The sequence below is a fragment of the Lysinibacillus sp. COL-1 genome, assembly GCF_059814265.1.
The window spans coordinates 1,448,292-1,467,727 of the sequence record NZ_JCAWSJ010000004.1 but is presented as its reverse complement, the minus strand read 5'-3'; the positions used below and the strand labels follow the sequence as shown (position 1 = coordinate 1,467,727).

The 19,436-nt window shown below is 39.9% G+C and carries 19 protein-coding genes; all 19 read right to left on the bottom strand.

From position 1 onward, the window contains the following. Positions 1-131: 131 nt before the first annotated feature. On the bottom strand, positions 132-1,079 hold the full coding sequence (gene mdh / locus AC6BKE_RS15405) for a malate dehydrogenase (RefSeq protein ID WP_058845099.1): 948 nt from the start codon (positions 1,077-1,079) through the stop codon (positions 132-134). After that, positions 1,079-1,447 (bottom strand): BMC domain-containing protein, encoded by a 369-nt coding sequence (locus AC6BKE_RS15400; RefSeq protein ID WP_058845098.1) that lies wholly within the window; start codon positions 1,445-1,447, stop codon positions 1,079-1,081. Before AC6BKE_RS15400 ends, mdh begins: the two co-directional genes overlap by 1 nt. Further along, positions 1,440-1,724 (bottom strand): EutN/CcmL family microcompartment protein, encoded by a 285-nt coding sequence (locus AC6BKE_RS15395; protein ID WP_036118365.1) that lies wholly within the window; start codon positions 1,722-1,724, stop codon positions 1,440-1,442. Before AC6BKE_RS15395 ends, AC6BKE_RS15400 begins: the two co-directional genes overlap by 8 nt. Before the next feature lie 36 nt (positions 1,725-1,760). Beyond that, positions 1,761-2,630 carry a phosphate propanoyltransferase gene (locus AC6BKE_RS15390; RefSeq protein ID WP_058845097.1) on the bottom strand — a complete coding sequence of 290 codons (870 nt, stop codon included), beginning with the start codon at positions 2,628-2,630 and terminating at the stop codon, positions 1,761-1,763. A 12-nt stretch (positions 2,631-2,642) separates the two neighbouring features. Further along, positions 2,643-3,233 (bottom strand): phosphate propanoyltransferase, encoded by a 591-nt coding sequence (locus tag AC6BKE_RS15385; RefSeq protein WP_058845096.1) that lies wholly within the window; start codon positions 3,231-3,233, stop codon positions 2,643-2,645. Between the two features lie 202 nt (positions 3,234-3,435). Further along, positions 3,436-3,714 carry a BMC domain-containing protein gene (locus tag AC6BKE_RS15380; protein WP_004269321.1) on the bottom strand — a complete coding sequence of 93 codons (279 nt, stop codon included), beginning with the start codon at positions 3,712-3,714 and terminating at the stop codon, positions 3,436-3,438. Positions 3,715-3,730: 16 nt separating this feature from the next. Then, on the bottom strand, positions 3,731-5,221 hold the full coding sequence (locus AC6BKE_RS15375) for an aldehyde dehydrogenase family protein (protein ID WP_051891579.1): 1,491 nt from the start codon (positions 5,219-5,221) through the stop codon (positions 3,731-3,733). Between the two features lie 15 nt (positions 5,222-5,236). Beyond that, the gene (eutL, locus tag AC6BKE_RS15370; RefSeq protein WP_036118375.1) at positions 5,237-5,887 is read right to left on the bottom strand and encodes an ethanolamine utilization microcompartment protein EutL; all 651 of its coding nucleotides are present in this window, start codon (positions 5,885-5,887) and stop codon (positions 5,237-5,239) included. Between the two features lie 11 nt (positions 5,888-5,898). Further along, positions 5,899-6,909, bottom strand: a complete 1,011-nt coding sequence (gene eutC / locus AC6BKE_RS15365) for an ethanolamine ammonia-lyase subunit EutC (RefSeq protein WP_499857157.1) — start codon at positions 6,907-6,909, stop codon at positions 5,899-5,901. 9 nt (positions 6,910-6,918) lie between these two features. Then, entirely contained in the window at positions 6,919-8,289 is a 1,371-nt protein-coding gene (locus AC6BKE_RS15360; RefSeq protein WP_051891580.1) for an ethanolamine ammonia-lyase subunit EutB, read from the bottom strand. A 5-nt stretch (positions 8,290-8,294) separates the two neighbouring features. Further along, positions 8,295-9,716 carry an ethanolamine ammonia-lyase reactivating factor EutA gene (locus AC6BKE_RS15355; RefSeq protein WP_036118394.1) on the bottom strand — a complete coding sequence of 474 codons (1,422 nt, stop codon included), beginning with the start codon at positions 9,714-9,716 and terminating at the stop codon, positions 8,295-8,297. 17 nt (positions 9,717-9,733) lie between these two features. Continuing rightward, positions 9,734-10,234, bottom strand: coding sequence for a EutP/PduV family microcompartment system protein (locus AC6BKE_RS15350; RefSeq protein WP_036118397.1), 501 nt, complete (start codon positions 10,232-10,234; stop codon positions 9,734-9,736). A 10-nt stretch (positions 10,235-10,244) separates the two neighbouring features. After that, positions 10,245-10,586: an ethanolamine utilization microcompartment protein EutS gene (gene eutS, locus AC6BKE_RS15345; RefSeq protein ID WP_036118401.1), complete on the bottom strand. Its 342-nt coding sequence runs from the start codon at positions 10,584-10,586 to the stop codon at positions 10,245-10,247. Positions 10,587-10,612: 26 nt separating this feature from the next. Beyond that, the gene (gene eutH / locus AC6BKE_RS15340) at positions 10,613-11,857 is read right to left on the bottom strand and encodes an ethanolamine utilization protein EutH (RefSeq protein WP_036118404.1); all 1,245 of its coding nucleotides are present in this window, start codon (positions 11,855-11,857) and stop codon (positions 10,613-10,615) included. 83 nt (positions 11,858-11,940) lie between these two features. Continuing rightward, positions 11,941-12,519, bottom strand: a complete 579-nt coding sequence (locus tag AC6BKE_RS15335) for an ANTAR domain-containing response regulator (RefSeq protein ID WP_036118407.1) — start codon at positions 12,517-12,519, stop codon at positions 11,941-11,943. After that, entirely contained in the window at positions 12,512-13,972 is a 1,461-nt protein-coding gene (locus AC6BKE_RS15330) for a sensor histidine kinase (RefSeq protein WP_051891581.1), read from the bottom strand. The genes AC6BKE_RS15335 and AC6BKE_RS15330 overlap by 8 nt, the downstream gene beginning before the upstream one ends. 227 nt (positions 13,973-14,199) lie before the next feature. Then, entirely contained in the window at positions 14,200-16,107 is a 1,908-nt protein-coding gene (locus tag AC6BKE_RS15325) for an ATP-dependent DNA helicase (RefSeq protein WP_058845093.1), read from the bottom strand. Between the two features lie 85 nt (positions 16,108-16,192). Next, positions 16,193-17,329 (bottom strand): THUMP domain-containing class I SAM-dependent RNA methyltransferase, encoded by a 1,137-nt coding sequence (locus tag AC6BKE_RS15320; protein ID WP_036118413.1) that lies wholly within the window; start codon positions 17,327-17,329, stop codon positions 16,193-16,195. 3 nt (positions 17,330-17,332) lie between these two features. After that, positions 17,333-19,078, bottom strand: coding sequence for a putative bifunctional diguanylate cyclase/phosphodiesterase (locus tag AC6BKE_RS15315; protein WP_036118414.1), 1,746 nt, complete (start codon positions 19,076-19,078; stop codon positions 17,333-17,335). Between the last annotated feature and the right edge of the window lie 358 nt (positions 19,079-19,436).

The window sequence follows — 19,436 nt, the reverse complement described above, 5'->3', positions numbered from 1 at the left end:
TTTATATATTATTAGGGGGATTTTAACTAGCTTTCAAGTCATGTTCGGTTTCCAATCAAACATTAATTAAGAGCAATAAGAAAGAAAGTTGGGGATACTTTCTTTCTATCAAAGAACAGAGTCTGTTTACCCTATTCAATGTTTTGGCAAATAGCAATCACTTGCTTCACAGCCTCAGCTGAATGCTGGAGAGCTGCTTGTTCTTCAGTTGTTAGGTGCAATTCAATCACAGATTCAATCCCATTGCCACCTAAAATAGTTGGTACACCTAAAAACAGATCGTTGTAGCCATACTCTCCTTCTAATAGGGCAATAGAGGGGATAATTTTCCGTTGATCTTTCATAATAATTTCTACCATTTGTGCACACGCTGCTGCTGGTGCATAGTAGGCACTACCATTGCCTAGCAATCCGACAATCTCACCGCCGCCCTTACGTGTACGTTCAACGATTTGTTGTAGTCGATCCTGGGGAATTAGCTTTTCTAATGGAATGCCTCCTGCATAGGAATAGCGAATTAATGGCACCATTTCATCACCATGTCCACCTAACACAAAGCCTGATACATCCTCTGGAGCAATTTGTAGCTCTTGTGCAACAAATGTATTGAAACGGGCTGTATCTAATACACCAGACTGACCGATAATCCGATTTTTGGCAAAGCCTGTTTCCTTATGACACACATAGGTCATGGCATCAACCGGATTACTTAACACAAGGACAATACTGTTGGGTGCATAGTGTTTAATCTGTCTTGACACTTGTTGAATGATTTTTGCATTTGTTGTGACTAAATCATCGCGGCTCATCCCTGGTTTACGAGGGATACCTGCTGTAATGACCACAATATCAGCACCAGCAATATCTTCGTAATGACTTGTCCCTTTAATCGACACATTGAATTTTTCGATAGGGCCTGTTTGTAGTAAATCCAATGCTTTCCCTTTTGTCGGGTTCTCCGCTTCTGGAATATCTACTAGCACCACATCGCCTAATTCTTTCTGTGCTAAAAATAAACTTAATGTAGCACCTGTATGACCTGCACCAATCACAGCAATTTTATTTTTACGAAATGCCATTATGCGTCACCTCTATTATCTGTCGGTGATGTTGTGTCTGCTGTTTTTTTAGCACGTGTTGATGCTGTTGTAGTGGCAGGCTTTTTCTTTGGTGCCTCTGGTCCTTTAATCATTTGGAATACTTCTTCATCAGGTCTCGGAATGACGTGAGCACCTAATAATTCACCAACACGCATGGCAGCAGCCTTACCAGCTTCCACTGCTGCTTGTACAGAACCTACGTCGCCCTTTACGACTATCGTCACAATACCACCATCGACGAATTCTTGTTTAACGATTGTCACATCTGACGCTTTAATCATCGCATCAGCCGCTTCATATGAACCAACTAATCCTTTGGTCTCAATCATACCAATTGCACTACTCATTGTCCTCACCTCTCATCACTTCAGTAGAATCAATAATACCAATGACCACTGCATCGATTGGTAACGGATTTTCTTTCATAATATAGCGTGATGACCCACCGCTTGTAATGAGTACATCATCACCAATACCCGCACCAATACGATCAGCTGCCACCATTTCTGTGCGAATCGGCTGTTGATTGGAGTCAATTGGTTGAATGATGAGTAGCTTTAAACCATTCAGCCCTTCCTCCTTGCGTGTTGCCCATACACTGCCTATCACTCTTCCCATTTGCATGAACTTCACCCTCTTTATGCGACACAGATTTTCTTATTACTCCGAACGAATTGTTAATGTTTTATTTAACTCTCGTAATTTATCATAAGCCAGTGCTGTCACAATCGTTTTCTTCGGGACCACAATTTCTTGTGCATCGATATCTAGCACTTCTATTTGTGAAAGTAGCTTTTTGTCATAATGATAGACAGATGGTTGCGCTACTTTCTGTATAGCTGGTGACTGTTCTTTCTCAGGTATGGCTGGCTCGCTTACTTGATGATGGATCATTTCAGCAAACGTTCCTTGTTGAATGAACCCTGCATTTGCTTCATCTGTATCAATATGCATTTCTAATCGATAACGCTCTGATACGCGGACGATCACATTCGATAAAATAATGGGGCGAATACCCCCTACCTTGATTTGTACAGACTGTCCATCTACTACATTGAATCTCGCACTATCCGCAGGGGACATATGGATATGTGCCTGTGCTACAATGAGTCCTTCATTTAACACAACACTCCCCTTTGGACCAATCAATGTAACAGGGCTAGAGCCTTGAATATCACCCGAAACTCTTAACGGGGGCTTCAATCCTATTTTCATTGCATCTGTCCAGCTTACTTCCACTTGAGACAAGGAGCGAGCTGGGCCCAGAATACGAACTCGCTCAATCGATCCTTTGGGACCAGCGATGACAACGGTTTCCTCCGCAGCAAATTGTCCTGGCTGTGAAAGCTCAAACTTTGGTGTAAGCTCATAATTCTCACCAAAAAGTTGCTCCACCTCTGCTTGTGCAAGATGGACATGGCGAGCGGATACGCCAACGGGAATTTTACCGTCATGTGGAGAGGAAGATTGATTTTTTAAAACTTGTTGCAGAACTTCTTCCACAATTTTTTGCACTAAATTTTCTTGCATCTTGCCTCCTCCTTACGATGATACTTTTACTAATCTACCTTGTGCTTGTTGTTCGATAAAGCCTGCATTTGCTTCATCTGTATCAATGTGCATCTCTAAACTAAAGTCATTTGAAACACGTACAACGACACCACGGAAAGTGACAGGTCGATCACTGATGACTTCCACTGAAACCAATTCATTATTGTGTACTTCCAATTCTTTGGCATCTTGTTCTGTCATATGGATGTGTGCCTGTGCAATAATGACCCCCTGCTGTATCTCCAACACTTTGTCTTGATAAAATATTTTAATGCCTGCCGAGTTTTCAATATTTCCTGATTGCCTTAAAGGAGGGGTAACCCCAAGCTTCATCGCATCTGTGCGGCTGACTTCCACTTGGGTTGCTGGTCTTACAGGTCCAAGGACACGGACATTATGAATAATGCCCTTTGGCCCTTCGATTGAGACACGCTCCTTGGCAGCAAATTGCCCTGGCTGTGATAAGTCAAAATCCTTTGTTAACGTTGCATTTGGACCAAAAAGTGCTTGTAAATCCGCTTCACTAAGATGGATATGACGAGCCGAAATGGCCACTGGAAATGTTTTTGTCGCTGTTATCACGTTAGCCACCTCTATATTTCATAAATTGTTTTGACTTGGACAAGATAAGAGCTTTCCTACGGTTAGGTCAGCTCTCATGCTGATCCATTACGTCTTGGCATAATGGCTTCTTATCCAGTACGTGTTTTGTAAATGGAAGCTATATTGGCATTTATCTCACACCATCTATAGCAATAAGCGTCTCCTACTGAAAGAAGATAAATTATGCTTCTGCTTTTGGTAAAATCATTTCTAATTCGTGGTGTGGACGTGGGATTACATGCACAGATAATAGTTCTCCTACACGTTGTGCTGCTGCTGCACCTGCATCTGTTGCTGCTTTCACCGCACCCACATCTCCGCGTACAAGAACTGTCACGATACCGCCACCAACATGTACTTTGCCTACTAAATTAACACTTGCTGCCTTTACCATTGCGTCCGCTGCTTCAATTGCTCCTACTAAACCTTTTGTTTCTACCATTCCTAATGCTGTACTCATTTGTCATTCCTCCAAATTATTTATTTTGTAATGTGATTTGTTTTAATACTTGATCGACAATTTGCTGAACCATTGTCGTATCTAAAGAAGGTTCTTGTGCTACAACCGACTCGACAACGGACAGTACTTCAAATTCTGGTTTTGGCACTTCAACATCTTTAATACCGTACGCCATACGTTTAATATTTAATAGATGTCTTGCTGTTATATTATCTGACGTAATATTGCCGCCAAATGTACCGCAGCCTAATGTAAAGGATGGGGCTAGCCCCGTTGTGCCACCTACTGCACCGATAGATGATAATGTATTGACCACAATGCGTGATACTGGTAATTCAACGGAGAATTGCTCTGCTAATGCTGCATTTTCTGTGTGAATAGAGCATGTGTGTCCGCGTCCACCAATATTTAACAGGTCAATCATGACTTGCTTTGCTTCTGTACTGTTTTCTACTACATAAAGGGCAAAGATTGGTGACAATTTTTCAAGAGAAAACGGAATATTTTTACCGATCATCGTTTCCAATCCAACGAGTACTTTTGTATCGTCTGGTACCGTAATGCCAACAGAATCTGCTAAGCAAGTAGCTGATTTGCCAACAATCTGTGGATTTACTTTTCCAGGAACAGGCGAAATCAATTTCTCCATTTTGGCCTTTTCTTCAGCATTTAATAAATAAGCACCATTTTTCTTTAATTCTGTCTGCACTTGCTCTGCAATTGCCTTATCCACAATAATGGCTTGCTCTGTTGCACAGATTGTGCCATTATCGAACGATTTGCTTTGCACTAATTGACGTACAGATTTTTGAAGATTAGCCGATTTTTCGATGTAAGCTGGTACATTCCCTGGCCCTACACCATAAGCAGGTTTGCCAGAGCTATACGCTGCCTTCACCAATGCACCGCCACCAGTCGCTAAAATTAAATGAATGTCAGGATGCTTCATTAGCTGCTGTGTTGCCTCCATAGAAGACATCGTTAAACATTGTAGTAAACCTTCTGGTGCACCTGCTTTTTCAGCAGCTACTCGACAAATATCTAAAGCCTCTTTCGTACATTTCACGGCATATGGATGTGGACTAAGTACTAAGCCATTTCTTGTTTTTAAAGAAATAAGTGTTTTAAAGATGGCTGTAGAGGTTGGATTCGTCGTTGGCACTATACCTGCGATGACGCCAAAAGGACTAGCGATTTCGGCTACTTTTTTCATGCGGTCATAGCCCACAATGCCAACCGTTTTTAAGTCTTTGATATCCTCATAGACATCTCTTGAAGCCACTTCATTTTTCATCTTTTTATGGTTGGGAATACCCATCCCTGTTTCTTGCACCGCCATTTTTGCTAAACGGTCTGCTTCCTTAAAGGCAGCATCCGCAACAGCCTTCACAATGTTGTCTACTTGTTGCTGTGAAAATTGCATGTAGGCAGCCTGTGCTGTATTAGCATGTTTTACAGCATCTCTCATTTCCTGAATCGCTAATAAGTCTTTGTCTAATGTGGCCATAAAGCCGCCTCCTTTCTAGATCACTGGATTTCTAGCTACATTTTCAATAGCTTCTCTGAAAGCATTTGCCGCAGCCTCACATGACGATTGACTACCACTTAATAAGCCGCCACCAAAATTGGTTTCAGACGGAGGGCCAAAGAAAACCTTTAACTCCACATCTGCCGCTTTTAATGCTGCATCTAATCCAATCATTGCCTCTAATGGCGGTGCGATTAAATAAGCAAGTGGTGTGCCAACCTTTACATCTGCAAGCTCGGCAAGATACGTACCACAGCTTGCCACGGTATGGGCAAACAGGGCGTGATTGTCATTATGATTAATGGCTTCAAAGTACGTATCAAATTCAATTTTTTGTTGAATGGCATCAAGTCCACTACGAATTTCATCAGGTGAGCTTCCCGCAATGATGCCAATTACTTCACCTGACAATGGGCCAGATGCATGAGCCGCTCCCGCATAAAAACTCTTCGCATAGACAACATCGACATCTGCCTTTTTTGTTGCCTCGTCTAAGGCAACATAACCCACATCGTCGATTGTCAGTGTGACAAGTCCAATGCTGTGTTGATATGGCTTCAAATCTAACTGCTCTGCTAGTTCACTGTTCACTCTTGGAATGGTTTGCATCGCTAAAATTTGCGCCATAATTTTTTGAGGATTCATGGTTCAGCCCCCTAACCTTCTTTTGCGACAAGCTCTACACCACTTGCCTGATAATGCAAGATTTTTTCTACAATGGTTCCTAGATAAGCACCTGCTTCTAATGGTGGGATACCACCTTTATGGATATTTGATATCACCATACGCTCCGCTTCCACTGTACCGATTCTTGGCTTGTAGCATAGATACGCACTCATCGATTCAGCAGATACAAGCCCTGGACGTTCACCAATGAGATAAACAATCACTTCTGCCTGTAGCAGCTCACCAATTTCATCCATTAAAGCAACACGCCCTTTATCAATATAGAAAGTTGTGCCGATATCAATATTTAAATTGCTAAGACTTTGCTGAAGGGCTAAGTACACATCTTGCACATTTTCCTCAATCGCACTAGCACTTAAGCCATTCGAAATAATAATCTGTACTTTTGGTTGCGGCTTACATTTTTGCTGAATTAACGCTTTTGATTCGTCTGATAGACGACGACCTAAGTCAGGTCTTGTAATGTATTCCTCTTTATCCGTGACTTTCGTTGTGACCTGAAAGACATCAAGCTTTTGTAAAAGACCCTCGGACACTTCACCATACACGGCATCCACTGCAGCAGCATGATCGAGTCGGAATTTTAACCAAGTTTTTGTTTTTGGTCTTGTCCCCGCTCTTCCAACGCCAATTCGAGCAGGTGTATGTTTTTTAGCGGCTTGTACACTATCCGTTAACGTATCTGCCTCAAACTGAAAAGGATTAATCGACACAGCTACATTGATGGGTTGTTCGAAAGTAGCAGTAGGAGCTACCGTCGCCTGCTGTGGAGCTCCATGCTGATACAGCTGAATTAATGGCTCCTGCGATGTTGCTCTTGATGTTGTTGTTTCTGTTGCCTGATGTGCTGCTGTATCATAAAACGTAATAAGAGGTTGTTCTGTTGGAGTAGCTACCGTTTCAGGCACTTGGCTCTCGGTGCTTTTCTCCATCTTTTCCATAACAAGCTGTGTAATCATAGAGACTAATTGATCATTCACTGGACTCACCTACCTTTCAAAAATGGATAAATCGCCAGCTCTTGCTGAAAGTCGACCATTTTCATAAATGCCCATTTTCTCTAACCATGCTAAATATTCTGGTGCTGGTTTTTTACCAAATGTTTGGAGTAATGTAGCCACATCATGGAAGCTCATTGATTGATAGTTGAGCATAACATCATCACCCATCGGCGCAGCAATAATAAAGTTAACGCCAGCTGCTGTTAGTAGCACACTTAAATCTTCAACATCATTTTGGTCCGCCTTAATATGGTTGGTATAACAAATATCTACACCCATTGGAATACCGTGCATTTTGCCCATGAAATGATCTTCTAGACCTGCTCGAATAACTTGTTTATTATTGTATAAATACTCTGGACCGATAAAGCCCACTACTGTGTTCACAATGTAAGGATTAAAATGTCTTGCAAATCCATAATTGCGAGATTCGAGTGTTACTTGGTCAATGTCCATATGAGCCTCTGCCGATAGCTCTGAGCCTTGGCCCGTTTCAAAGTAGAATAAATTTGGGCCAGTACCCGTTCCTTGCTTTTTAATGAGCTCCTCTGCTTCTCTTATTAAATCCGCAGAAATACCGAACGAACGGTTGGCAATTTCCGTCCCAGCAATACTTTGGAAAATCATATCTGCTGGTGCGCCTTGCTTAATTGCTTTCATCTGTGTTGTGATATGAGCTAGAACACAGTTTTGTGTAGGGATGGACCAGTCATTGATAAATTCTTTTGTAGCCGTAAGTACCTTTTTGACACTTTCAACTGAATCATCTACAGGATTAATACCGATAACAGCATCTCCAATACCATAAGACAGTCCTTCTTTTAGTGAGGCGATGATGCCATCAATATTGTCTGTTGGATGGTTTGGCTGTAGGCGAGAGGACAGTGTCCCTTTTTGCCCAATGGTAATATTACACGTTGACAGTATTTCTACTTTATTGGCTGCATGAACAAGATCTAGATTTGACATGAGCTTTGTGACAGCAGCAATAATTTCTGAATTCATCCCTTTACTTAATCGCTTTAATTCACGATCCCCTGTGTCATTCGATAAAATATATTCACGCAGCTGCTCGATGCTCCAGTTTTTGATTTCTCCATAGATTTGCTCATTAATATCGCCCTCAATAATGCGTGAAACCTCATCATTTTCCTGCGGCACTAATGGATTTTCTCGGATATCTTTGACTAAAAGCTCACTTAATACAGCTTTAGCTGCGATTCGTTGTTGAACCGTCTCAGCTGCAATACCAGCTAGCCGATCGCCTGATTTTTCTTCATTGGCCTTAGCCATTACATCTTTTAATGATTTAAAATTATATTTTTCTCCACCAAATATCACCGATAGATTCACATTCATCCTCCTTACTTTGAGTGGAAGGCAAGGGTCTTCACCACAACAGGAACAACGCCAGATGGCAGAGCCTCTCCAATGTCGATATAATCGCCCGTCTCCACTTTAATTTGATCGATGCAAATAATTGGTACTGTCGCATGAATGGCTTGTATGGTCTGTCCAATAATCTTTGCGTAATCTGATTGAATGACTATGATAATTGGTATGTCCTTGGAGCATCTTGTCGCCAAATGTTGCAAAATAGCCTGGCACAATGCATGTACATCCTGAAAGCTTAAATACGGCAATTCGCTAAAATAGAGTGCGAAAGGCGAACGATTATCCTGGATGGAAAATAAATCATCTGCTCGCTCTACGGCTGTCTTCACCGTAGTATTAAAATCTTTCGCTGACTCCATATGGCAGTTGAAAACAGGTACATTTTTTAGTGGTAACACCTCGGCATCTACCTGAATGGTTGCCCCGCTAATTTCAGTTGTTTGTGTACCCGCTCCAGTGACTGTTGCACGTGCTGTTTCTTCTGGTCGTAGCCATAAAAACGATTGTAGTTGCTCATGTTGTATAAGCATTTTCGCTAATTTTTCGCCTATATCATCATATTGGCGCTGAGTACATTCATTTTCATAAATACAGGAAGCTACACCACCAGAAAAGACGATGGCATCCACTGGTTTATGCCAGTTCGGTAAATGCCCTAGTAATAATGGATGCTCTCCATCGGTACACTGTCCACTAAGAATCATGGCAAGTGTTCCAACCATTTCGTCAATACATTGTGAAACACGAGCATCATCGGCCGCATCACCGACAGCTAACGGATTAGCCCATTGTTCCATTAGTCGCATGAGTGGCGGAGAAATTGATTGAACCCTCCCATCCTTAAATTCAATCAATCTACCACCAACATGTAAGGTACATGTACCAATAACTTCTCCAAACTGCATCACAGCAATATTGGCAGTTCCTCCGCCAATATCAATATTGGCAATCACCTTAGCTGAATTCTTTGATTGCTGTAGGGTACCAGCCCCTTTAGCAGCAATGATGGCCTCTAAATCAGGACCAGCGGTAGCAACTAAAAAATGACCTGCACCATCGGCAATGGTATGGACAACCTCGCTTGCATTTTCCTTCGTGGCCGATTCGCCTGTAATAATAATGGCACCTGTTGAAATGTCAGTTGGTGCGATTTGTGCTAATTGATATTGCTGAAAAATAAATTCTTCAATTTTTTTCATATCGATGATGTCTCGATTGATAAAAGGTGTTTTAATGATTGGACTTTGATGTAACACCGTTTTCTCAATAATTTCAATCCTTGGCACATGTGTCACACCAGCCACATTCTTTAACAGAAAACTACTGACCACCATTTTGGTAGTACTTGTCCCAATATCAATGCCTGCACTAAATATTTTTTCAGTTTTCACCCTATACCTCCCTCTCGCTACTGTGAGCAATACATGAGATACGGACTATCGCGATCTTTGACGAATTGACGAATTTCTTCCTGTGTCGTAAGTTGAATCAATGGTTCAATCAACTCGATGCCTAACTTTTGCCAGGAAGAGGTTTTCACGATGGGCCCATGTGTCATCACATTTTTTAATAAGGCTATAGCCCTTTCCATATTGGCATTAGGGGCATCTATCTTGGTAATAACACCAATCTGTATTTTAGGAATCCCTAAGCTAAATTGCGGAGGGAACACACTTCTTGCAGAGGTGGCATCCTGCAAGTAAATGACATGGGTTACTTCCAATGAAGTTGCCATAATATTCCTGTAATACATTGGATTTTCAACATATTCACCTGGTGTATCAACAATCCAGTCATCATAAACGAGTGCTTGTGTTTTATTGGCACTGCTTTCTTTACCCAACAACGTATTCATCAATGTTGACTTTCCTGCCTGCACACCGCCTATTATCATTACTCGATTTTTCATATGACACATCCTATGATTTTGTTATTTTTGATGGTGTATAACCTAATACCTCAGATAAAAAACGATTAATTTCTAACATCGCCATTTCCACCTCTGATACACTACCAACAATAACGAGACTACCTGTAAAACGATCTAAAAATCCTAGTCTGACATTGGCAGCCTTTGTCGCTAAATCTCCTGCGATAATCACCGTTTCACTTGGGGTACACGTCATAATGCCCAGTGCGCCCGATTCTTGGATACCCAGCTTTTGAAACATATCGGGATCAGGATTGGCTATAAGGTGACTCAATGTTAGCTGTTTACCCGGCACAAACTCCTGAATAAATCTTTTTTTCTCTTCACTCACACGTCATCACCTCACTTTTTAATCAATTAAGATTTTTGATCTGTTAAATATTCGCCTTCTTTAATAATGCCTGCCTTGCGATCCTCAATTTCCAGCCTTAATGCAGTTGGTACAGAAAGCTTATAAGCAAAAATAATCGCAATAACACCAGCTAAAAACTTCCCAGCGATTACAGGTAAAATAATGGTTGGCTGGAAGTTAGCTGTGAATGATAAGTGATCGCCTAATAAAAAGGCTGAACATACACCAAACGCGATGTTAATTACTTTATCCTTCGGTGGCATATGGCGAATCAGTGTAAACATCGCCAAAATATTAGCAATTGTTGCTAAAATCCCCGCACTTCCTACAGATGATAAACCTAATTTTTTACCAGCCGCTTCAAGTGGTTTGGAAGCATATTTTCGAATTAAATACACCATTGGGAACGCACCCGCTAGCATAATTCCAATATAACCAGCTGTTTCTAATGCCCGGAATTGGTCGATTTCATCAGCCATGATTGGATCGAAGCCCCACGCACCAAATATCTTTGTAAAAATACCTGTGAAAATCTCTACAATCGAGAACACTAATACTAATTTAATCCCCGCATCCATCACGCGTCCGAATATCATGAAGCCTGCAATCATACCGTTCGGAATAAGCTTTAAGCCTAGTGCGATTAAAATAACGAAAATGAATAACGGTAGTAAATTAATTAATATTTGTAAAACAGAAATGGCAAACACATATGTAGGTGCCTCTGTTGTACTAATAACTTCACGTACTTCTGTGTTAAATAGCACGATCATGATCGACGAAATAAATGCACCAATCGGAATTGTTAATACGCCAGCCATAATACCTAGCGCCATATATTTATGATCACGCTTATCTAACATCGCAAGACCCATTGGAATTGAGAATACAATGGTAGCACCTGACATAAAGCCAACAACAAGAGCCATTACCCATCCCTCATAAGACTCCTTTAACGCATTGGCTAATTGGTAACCACCCATGTCTGAAGCTAAAATTGTCGTCGCTGCAATCGCAGGATCTGCACCAATTAACTCAAAAATCGGACTAATAAAATGACTAATAAACCATGTTAAGTAAGGTATAGCTGCCATGATCCCTGCTGCTGGGACAAAAATATGCCCAACGGTATGAATCCCATTCATAAATTCTTTCCCAATCCCATACTCAGCATCTCGGATAGCCCCGATTGCCCCTAAAACAGCACAAATCATAATAATATAAACGATAATCGTTCCTATCATTGCCATCTTACTCATCACCCCTTTTTCATTATTAAATTTATATAAAAAAAGGCACTTTAAAGAAGAAATCTCTTTAAAGCGCCTTTGCTTCAACTATTGACTTGTAAGGTGTTTATAATTTGCTGTGCAATGTGTACCATTTCCTGTTGTGTTTGCATGCTTTCATTGCGAATCTTACGGTAAGCCTCGTCCTCACTAATGTTTTCAGCCTGCATGAGCAAACCCTTTGCTCGTTCAATGATTTTTCGTTTTTCCAATTGTGTTTGCTTATGTAAGATCTCGCCATTGAGTCGGTTAAATTTATCAATTTGATGAAAAGCAACCTCTAACACAGGCAACACATTTTTCTCAGAAAACGGTTTCATGACATAGCCTAATATATTGTCTTGCTTCATGTATAGCAACAATTCTTTTTCACTGTATGCTGAGATGAAAAGAACGGGTATACCAAGCTGTTGTTCAATAATTTTACTTGCCTTCAACCCATCCAGTTTAGGCATTTTAATGTCCATTAAGATTAATTGCGGTTTATGTAAAAAGGCTAATTCAATGGCTGTTTCCCCATTACTCGCCTGTGCTACTACTTCGTAGCCATTGTCTTCTAACATAAACTTCAAATCAATCGCAATCAGTGATTCATCTTCGACAATCATAACTTTCCTAGTCATTTACGATAAATACCTCCTCACTTACAGGAAACTGAATTTGAGTATGTGTACCTTCTTCACTAGGGATAATTGAAAATGAGCCAGCTAAATCATACTCTACAAGCCTTGTGATAATCTCCATCCCAAAAGATGCCTTCACCTCTTGCATTCCAACGCCGTTGTCAGAAATATGGAGTGAAATAGTAGACTCTTCCTGAATGAATTGAATATCAATGGTTCCTTCATCACGACCGATAAAAGCATACTTTAATGCATTTTGCAGGAGCTCGCAAATAATGAGTGCGAGAGATACCGCTTTTTTTGAATGACAGAATAGCTGCAAATTATCATGTTGAAAGGCTAGTTGAATAGTTGCTGTATTGGACGTATCAATCATTTTATGACCAATTTTTTTAGCTAACGCGATAACATCTACTTTTTCTTCAGCGTTATCTTCATTTTCTAAAATAAGCTCATAAACAGATGAAATACTATATATTCGATTTAATGCCTCTTGAAAAGCACTTGCATTCGCAGCAGACCGATCATTGCGCATTTGCAGGCGTAATAAGCTTGTCACTGTCTGAAGATTATTTTTCACGCGGTGGTGAATTTCTCGTATCGCAAAGGTTTTCATCATTAACTCATTTTCTTTCAGCTTAAGCTCTGTTAGATCATGAATAATGAGTAAAGTGACCTTCTCGTTTTGACTGCGAATCGGAATTTTCTTTACAATAAAGGATTTACGATCAATTGTAATTTCTAAGAAAAAGACATCATCGCCTTTATCATAGACTTCTTGTAAAAAAGGTAAAATTTTATCCAATGCAACATTGTCAAAGTTCTCTAATCCCGATAGCTCAGAAATAAAATGATAGCCAGCAGGATTGCTATAAATCACTTTATTTTCATGATTGGTGAGAATTATGGACTCTACAAGTAAATCAGAAACAACGGGTATCGGTTGCGGATTCGGTTCTACAATATGCTCAATTAAAGCAAAAGGCATATTTTGAAAATCATCTTTCGGTGTTGTTTGCATCTTCACCATTTTTTCCTGAATCAACACAGCAATCACTTGCTGTTGCTCATTAAAAATAGGCATCACATTTTGCTCTACTGTAATCCCTTCCTGCGTAATCGCTCTGGAAATAGAAGATTTTTCTTGATGTTTGAATGCAGCAAATACAGCTGGTTCAAAACTTTCAAATACGAATTTTCCGATAACTGATTTTTCATATAAACCAATTTCCTTTTTCGGGAATGCCTCTGCCACAACAATTGCATGCGGTAAATTTTCCAGCAGGCAATCTATGAACATATAACAATCAGTCAACTCAGCATAATACGTTAGCGTAGCTTCAATTTCTATTAACTTGTCAATATCCGTTGCCGATAGATTTGTATATTTTCTACACAATGATTGAATGTTCGACAGGTTTAAGCCCCCTATCAAGGAATAGTCAGCAAGCAATTTGACTATTCTTAAAAATTCTTGTCATTATTATAAACCTTTTGTGAAATTATTTTCAATACAAAAAATATTTTCTTTCACCAAATTTCGTTGCATTACAAAGAACTATATAGCTTAAAAGAGAAATATTCAACAGTTTTTTAAACCACCACATTATATCCATACCCATAATGTTATTTTAATATATTAAAAAAGCGAGCTTACCTTTATGGCAAACTCGCTTCTTTCTATTTTATTTCTGGTACAACCGCTACTATATTTTCAAAGGCTGCACGTTGTTTTTGTTCTTCTTCATTTAATAAAATATGAATATCTCCATGGTCATTAGATGTACGGATTAAGCGACCCATCCCTTGCTGCAAGCGTAGTTGCATGAAAGGTAGTTCCACTTCTTCAAATGGATTTTCAGCAAACGTACGTTTCGCATCAAATAATGGATCCTGTGGAGGAAATGGTAAATCATAAATAATCACACGTGTTAAGGCTTCCTCAGGTAAATCTAAGCCTTCCCATAAATGATAGGAGCATAATGTTTTAATAGTCCCCTGCTGGAAATCTCGAACAATGGCGGATAGCTCTCGATCTCCTTCAAATGCTACATACATACGCTCCATAATCGGCAATTCTGCCTTAAAATTTAGCATGGCTTGCTTTGATTTAAATAAAATCAATGTTTGCTCGCTATCACGCAGCAATTGCTGAACACGCGCTGTTTTGTCACGTTGCGTAAGCTCATGTAAATAAATTTTCATCACTTCTTCATAGTCGAATGGAGAAGGCACAGAAAATGATTGGTAATCGCGAATACCTAAACTGTAGGCAATGTAAGAAAAGTCCTTATTGACCGATAATGTGGCAGAAGAAAAGACGATTGGAAGCTTTTTAGAGAATAATTTTTCTGCTAAAACTTCTGTGATTAAACGAGGCATAATGACAAGCGTTTCCTCGCCATCTGTTTCCTCTAACCAATCCACCGCATCTCCCTGTGCTATGAAAATACGTAAGGAAGCCTCATATTGTTCTAAGTATTCTTCCGCCATATTTAACTCATATTCAGGAATCATATACATTTCTGATTCAAAGACGAATTCTTCCATCAAAACTTCCACATCATTTATTAGCTGCTTCCCATAAGCAAGCAATGCTTTCGATTTGTTTATACGTTTACGATCCTCATTTGAAGCAACGATATCATCACGAAGCTGATCAAAAAATAGCTCATGATCATCCTGTAATTTTTCCATCGCATACAGTGTACGCTCGCGTACGCCATCTACCATCAATCGCTCTAATAATTGTACGATGGTAGTTGCTTGAACTTTATATGTCATTGCCTTTTGCGCAGCATATTCCAATAAATGCCCTTCATCTAACACAATCATCGATACCTCTGGCAGTAAAGCAAGCTGACCTTCACGCTCACGAGATTCCTTTGTAGCCAAATGCTCCATTAAAAAATCCTGAGAACAAATGACAAGATCTGTTGATTTACGATAATGGGAGCGATGCAACGTTTGCCCACAGCGATTACGCAGCTCACAAACAGAACATTGCATAATGGCATTGTAATTCACTTTTTGCCAATCCTCATCACTAACCGTTGGATAGTCACTACGTTCTCCATATGGCTGTAAAGCAATCATAGAGCCTTGCGCATAGACACCATCAGGGATGGAAAAAGCAATATCATCAATCCATTCATCAGTCTCCACTTTTTCTGCTTCCTCAAAGCGTTTTAAGCATAAATATTGGTCTCTCGATTTTGCAAGACGAACATCTATATCGAGCCCTAACGTTTTTTGGAGTTTATAAATATCGCCCCCCTCTTTCACGAGTTGGTCGATTAATGTTTCATCTGCACAAGCAATTAGCGCAGGCTTCCCTGTGTAGCGTGCATAAGAGATGGCTGGTAATAAATAAGCGATTGTTTTCCCAGTTCCTACGCCTGCCTCTGCAAAGAGGATATTTTTTTCTTTCAGTGCTTGCTCTATTTGATAAGCCATAAAAATTTGCTCATCACGGCATTCAAAGCCTTTTTCAGGTAATTCATCATAAAGGACATCGCCCATCCAATCACCTAATGATTCAAAAAATGAACGGTCCTTTGATAATGCAAATGGTAAAGATTTACGCAATTGATGTTCCCCCTCTAACTATCTGGTGCTATTATACGCGACGAAACGGAAGATAAGAAAAGATCTTATCTTCCGTTACTATTCGTTAATCTCTTTTAGACTTTTGACCCCAGAACTGATAATAATTTGTTTCAATAAAACCATTAAATAATTTTCGTTTCTTCGTCGCTTGGCGTCCATATAATTCTTCAAAATTTTTCATGGAGGATAGCATATACACAGACCAAGATGGATAGTTTTTCATGACTTTCCCGACATCACGGATTACCTGCTCCACGACTTCTACATCACCAATACGTTCTCCATATGGTGGGTTCCCAATCATGACACCATCCGTTAACTGTGTTGTAAAATCGCGTGCTTGCATTTGCTTAAACGTGATTAACTCACCAAAGCCCGCTTCTATTGCGTTTTCTTGTGCAATGCTGACCATACGATGGTCAATATCAGAACCAATAATTTCTAATGGCTGATCATAATTGGCTAAACTTTCCGCTTCATCACGGACTTGATCCCAGATGGCCGCTTTCATCCAAGGCCAATCCTCAGAAATAAATTCACGGTTATACCCTGGTGCAATATTTTGTCCAAACATTGCCGCTTCAAGTGTAATAGTACCAGAGCCACAGAATGGGTCAACGAACGGACGATTTGGATTCCACTTCGAAATTTGCACAAGTGCCGCCGCTAACGTTTCCTTTAACGGTGCCTCCCCTTGTGCCTGACGATAGCCACGCTTATGTAAGCCTGCGCCAGATGTATCAATAGTCAGTGTCGCCACATCTTTTAAAATCGAAACCTCAATTTTGTAAGTCGCACCCGATTCATCTAAAAAGCCAAGTCGTTTATAATGCTGTTTCATTCGTTCAACGATTGCTTTTTTGGTAATTGCTTGGCAATCTGGTACACTAAATAATTTCGATTTTACAGATTTCCCTGAAACCGGAAAAGCCGCATCCACAGGTAAATATTTTTCCCATGGTAATGCTTTGACACTTTCGAATAATTGCTCAAAAGATTTTGCTGGGAATTGTCCAACGACTATCTTGACACGATCCGCTACACGCAACCATAAATTGGTGCGTGCGATAGCCGTTTCATCGCCCTCAAAATATACTTTGCCATTTTCAACAGTTGTTTCATAGCCAAGAGCTTTTACTTCTTGGGCCACAATAGACTCTAAGCCCATTGCTGACGTAGCTACTAATTGATAGTTTGCCATAACTTATTTCCTTCCTTGATGCTCAATTTCCCAAAACTCCATAAACTCAATGAGATCGTTTAATGGTAATGGTTTGCTGTAATAATAGCCCTGGATAATATCACAGTTCATTTTACGTAGTATATCCACTTGTTGTGCCTGTTCTACACCCTCAGCAACAACTTTCATTTTTAGGCGATGGGACATTTGAATAATCGCATCTACAACTGCCTGTTTTTCATCGAGTGAGCCAATATGCTGAATAAAGCTTCGATCAATTTTTAAACAATCTAATGGAAAGCGAACTAAATAGCTTAGGGATGAATAGCCTGTCCCAAAATCGTCGATTGAGATTTTAAAGCCTAATTGTTTCAAACGAACCAATTTACTAACCGTCTCGTTCGCACTGTTCATCACCGTTCGCTCCGTCACTTCTATTTCAAAATTATTAGCTGGCATATTATAGCGCTCTAATATGGCTTGTATCGATTCTAAAAAATTCTGCTGTTTAAAGTGTATACTCGATATATTAATGGCAACAGGTATTTTCCAACCCTGTTGCTGCATTTGAATAACTGCCTCACATGCTTTTTCAATAATAAGCTCACTTAACGGAATGATTAAACCCGTATCCTCCGCATAGGAAATAAACTCCGCAGGTGACACAAAGCCTAACCTCTCGCTATTCCAGCGAGCCAGTGCCTCTAAGCCTTGAATTTGCTCATCTTCCATCGAAATCTTCGGCTGAAAATGCAGCTCAAATTCACGGTTTTCTATAGCTTTTCTTAGCTCTGAATCTAGCAATAAAACGCGCTGTGCGTCTGTTTGTAGTTCATCAAAATAAAAGGAATAGCCGTTTAATTCATTCTTTTTGGAATAGGTCATTGCTCGATCTGCACAATTGATGAGTTGTTCTGTATTTTTACCATCTACTGGATAAACACTAATACCCACACTTGTCGACATAAAAACTTCCTGACCGTTAATCATCATCGGTTGTTCAATACAACTAATAATTTGATCAGCAAATTTTGCAGCCTCTTTCACATTTTTCACATTGGTTAAAGTAATGACGAATTCATCGCCACCATATCTAGCAATAATGTCTTTGTTTTTTAGTAGCTGTTTTAGACGATTTGCTACTTCTTTCAAAATTAAATCTCCAACAGCATGGCCTAATGTATCATTAATTTGCTTAAATCGATCCAAATCTAAGAAATAGATCGCATGCTGCACTGAATGAGAAATAGCAGAAGTCGATTCTAAGAGATTATCCATTCTTTCAATATAGGCAAAACGATTGGATACATCTGTTAATGAATCCGTAAGCAAACGCTTTTCTAATTCGTTTTCTACTATTTTTCTTTCAGACAAATCTGTGAAAATACCACAGTAATTTGTAACCTCACCCTCATCGTTGGTTACACAAACAATTGTTAACCATTCAGGATATACGTCTCCAGTTTTACGACGATTCCATATCTCACCTTGCCAAATGCCTTCTTGTCGTATCTGTTCCCACATCTCTAAATAGAATGGCAACTCATGTACACCTGATTGTAATACGGCTGGCGTTTTTCCAACCACCTCATCACGTGTATAGCCTGTAACAAATTCAAAGGCAGGATTGACCATTACTATCTTTTTGAATTCATCTGTAATCATGATACCTTCAGATACATTTTCGAAGATTTTAAGTATTAAGGTAGTCGGATATTTAGAAATTAGCTTTAGTTTATCCATACTTTCCCAATTGTTTACTCCGTTCATGTTTCCGCTCCATCCTATCTCTCTATACTCCCCCTCAAAGGGCATTTATGTCAGGTTAACCGGTATGTAATCCATTCCGCCTCAGCTAATTGTGTCCAGATATTTTCGAACTTACATGTTCTGCAAATTACTAAAATCTGCGCCATTCGCCAGAGGCTTTATCTTGATCAACGGGTGTTTAGACACCCGATAAAATATGCCATCAAGAGCAATACATCACGTGGATGCGATAGCCGTTTTCAGATGTTATGACTTAGAAGCGGTAGCGATATATTCGCCATTTTCAAACGTATCGCGCATACCAAGACTTGATTAACAAGGTTACTTTTTCCTCATGAACTCAAAATAAAAGCTCTCC

Coding starts and splice junctions, on each gene's coding strand:
- eutL (WP_036118375.1), bottom strand. CDS start 5,887: ATGAATCCTCAAAAAATTATGGCGCAAATTTTAGCGATGCAAACCATT.
- AC6BKE_RS15360 (WP_051891580.1), bottom strand. CDS start 8,289: ATGAATGTGAATCTATCGGTGATATTTGGTGGAGAAAAATATAATTTT.
- eutH (WP_036118404.1), bottom strand. CDS start 11,857: ATGGCAATGATAGGAACGATTATCGTTTATATTATTATGATTTGTGCT.
- AC6BKE_RS15390 (WP_058845097.1), bottom strand. CDS start 2,630: ATGCAAGAAAATTTAGTGCAAAAAATTGTGGAAGAAGTTCTGCAACAA.
- AC6BKE_RS15320 (WP_036118413.1), bottom strand. CDS start 17,329: ATGGCAAACTATCAATTAGTAGCTACGTCAGCAATGGGCTTAGAGTCT.
- AC6BKE_RS15335 (WP_036118407.1), bottom strand. CDS start 12,519: ATGACTAGGAAAGTTATGATTGTCGAAGATGAATCACTGATTGCGATT.
- AC6BKE_RS15375 (WP_051891579.1), bottom strand. CDS start 5,221: ATGGCCACATTAGACAAAGACTTATTAGCGATTCAGGAAATGAGAGAT.
- AC6BKE_RS15315 (WP_036118414.1), bottom strand. CDS start 19,078: ATGAACGGAGTAAACAATTGGGAAAGTATGGATAAACTAAAGCTAATT.
- AC6BKE_RS15395 (WP_036118365.1), bottom strand. CDS start 1,724: ATGCAAATGGGAAGAGTGATAGGCAGTGTATGGGCAACACGCAAGGAG.
- AC6BKE_RS15380 (WP_004269321.1), bottom strand. CDS start 3,714: ATGAGTACAGCATTAGGAATGGTAGAAACAAAAGGTTTAGTAGGAGCA.
- AC6BKE_RS15400 (WP_058845098.1), bottom strand. CDS start 1,447: ATGAGTAGTGCAATTGGTATGATTGAGACCAAAGGATTAGTTGGTTCA.
- mdh (WP_058845099.1), bottom strand. CDS start 1,079: ATGGCATTTCGTAAAAATAAAATTGCTGTGATTGGTGCAGGTCATACA.
- AC6BKE_RS15350 (WP_036118397.1), bottom strand. CDS start 10,234: ATGAAAAATCGAGTAATGATAATAGGCGGTGTGCAGGCAGGAAAGTCA.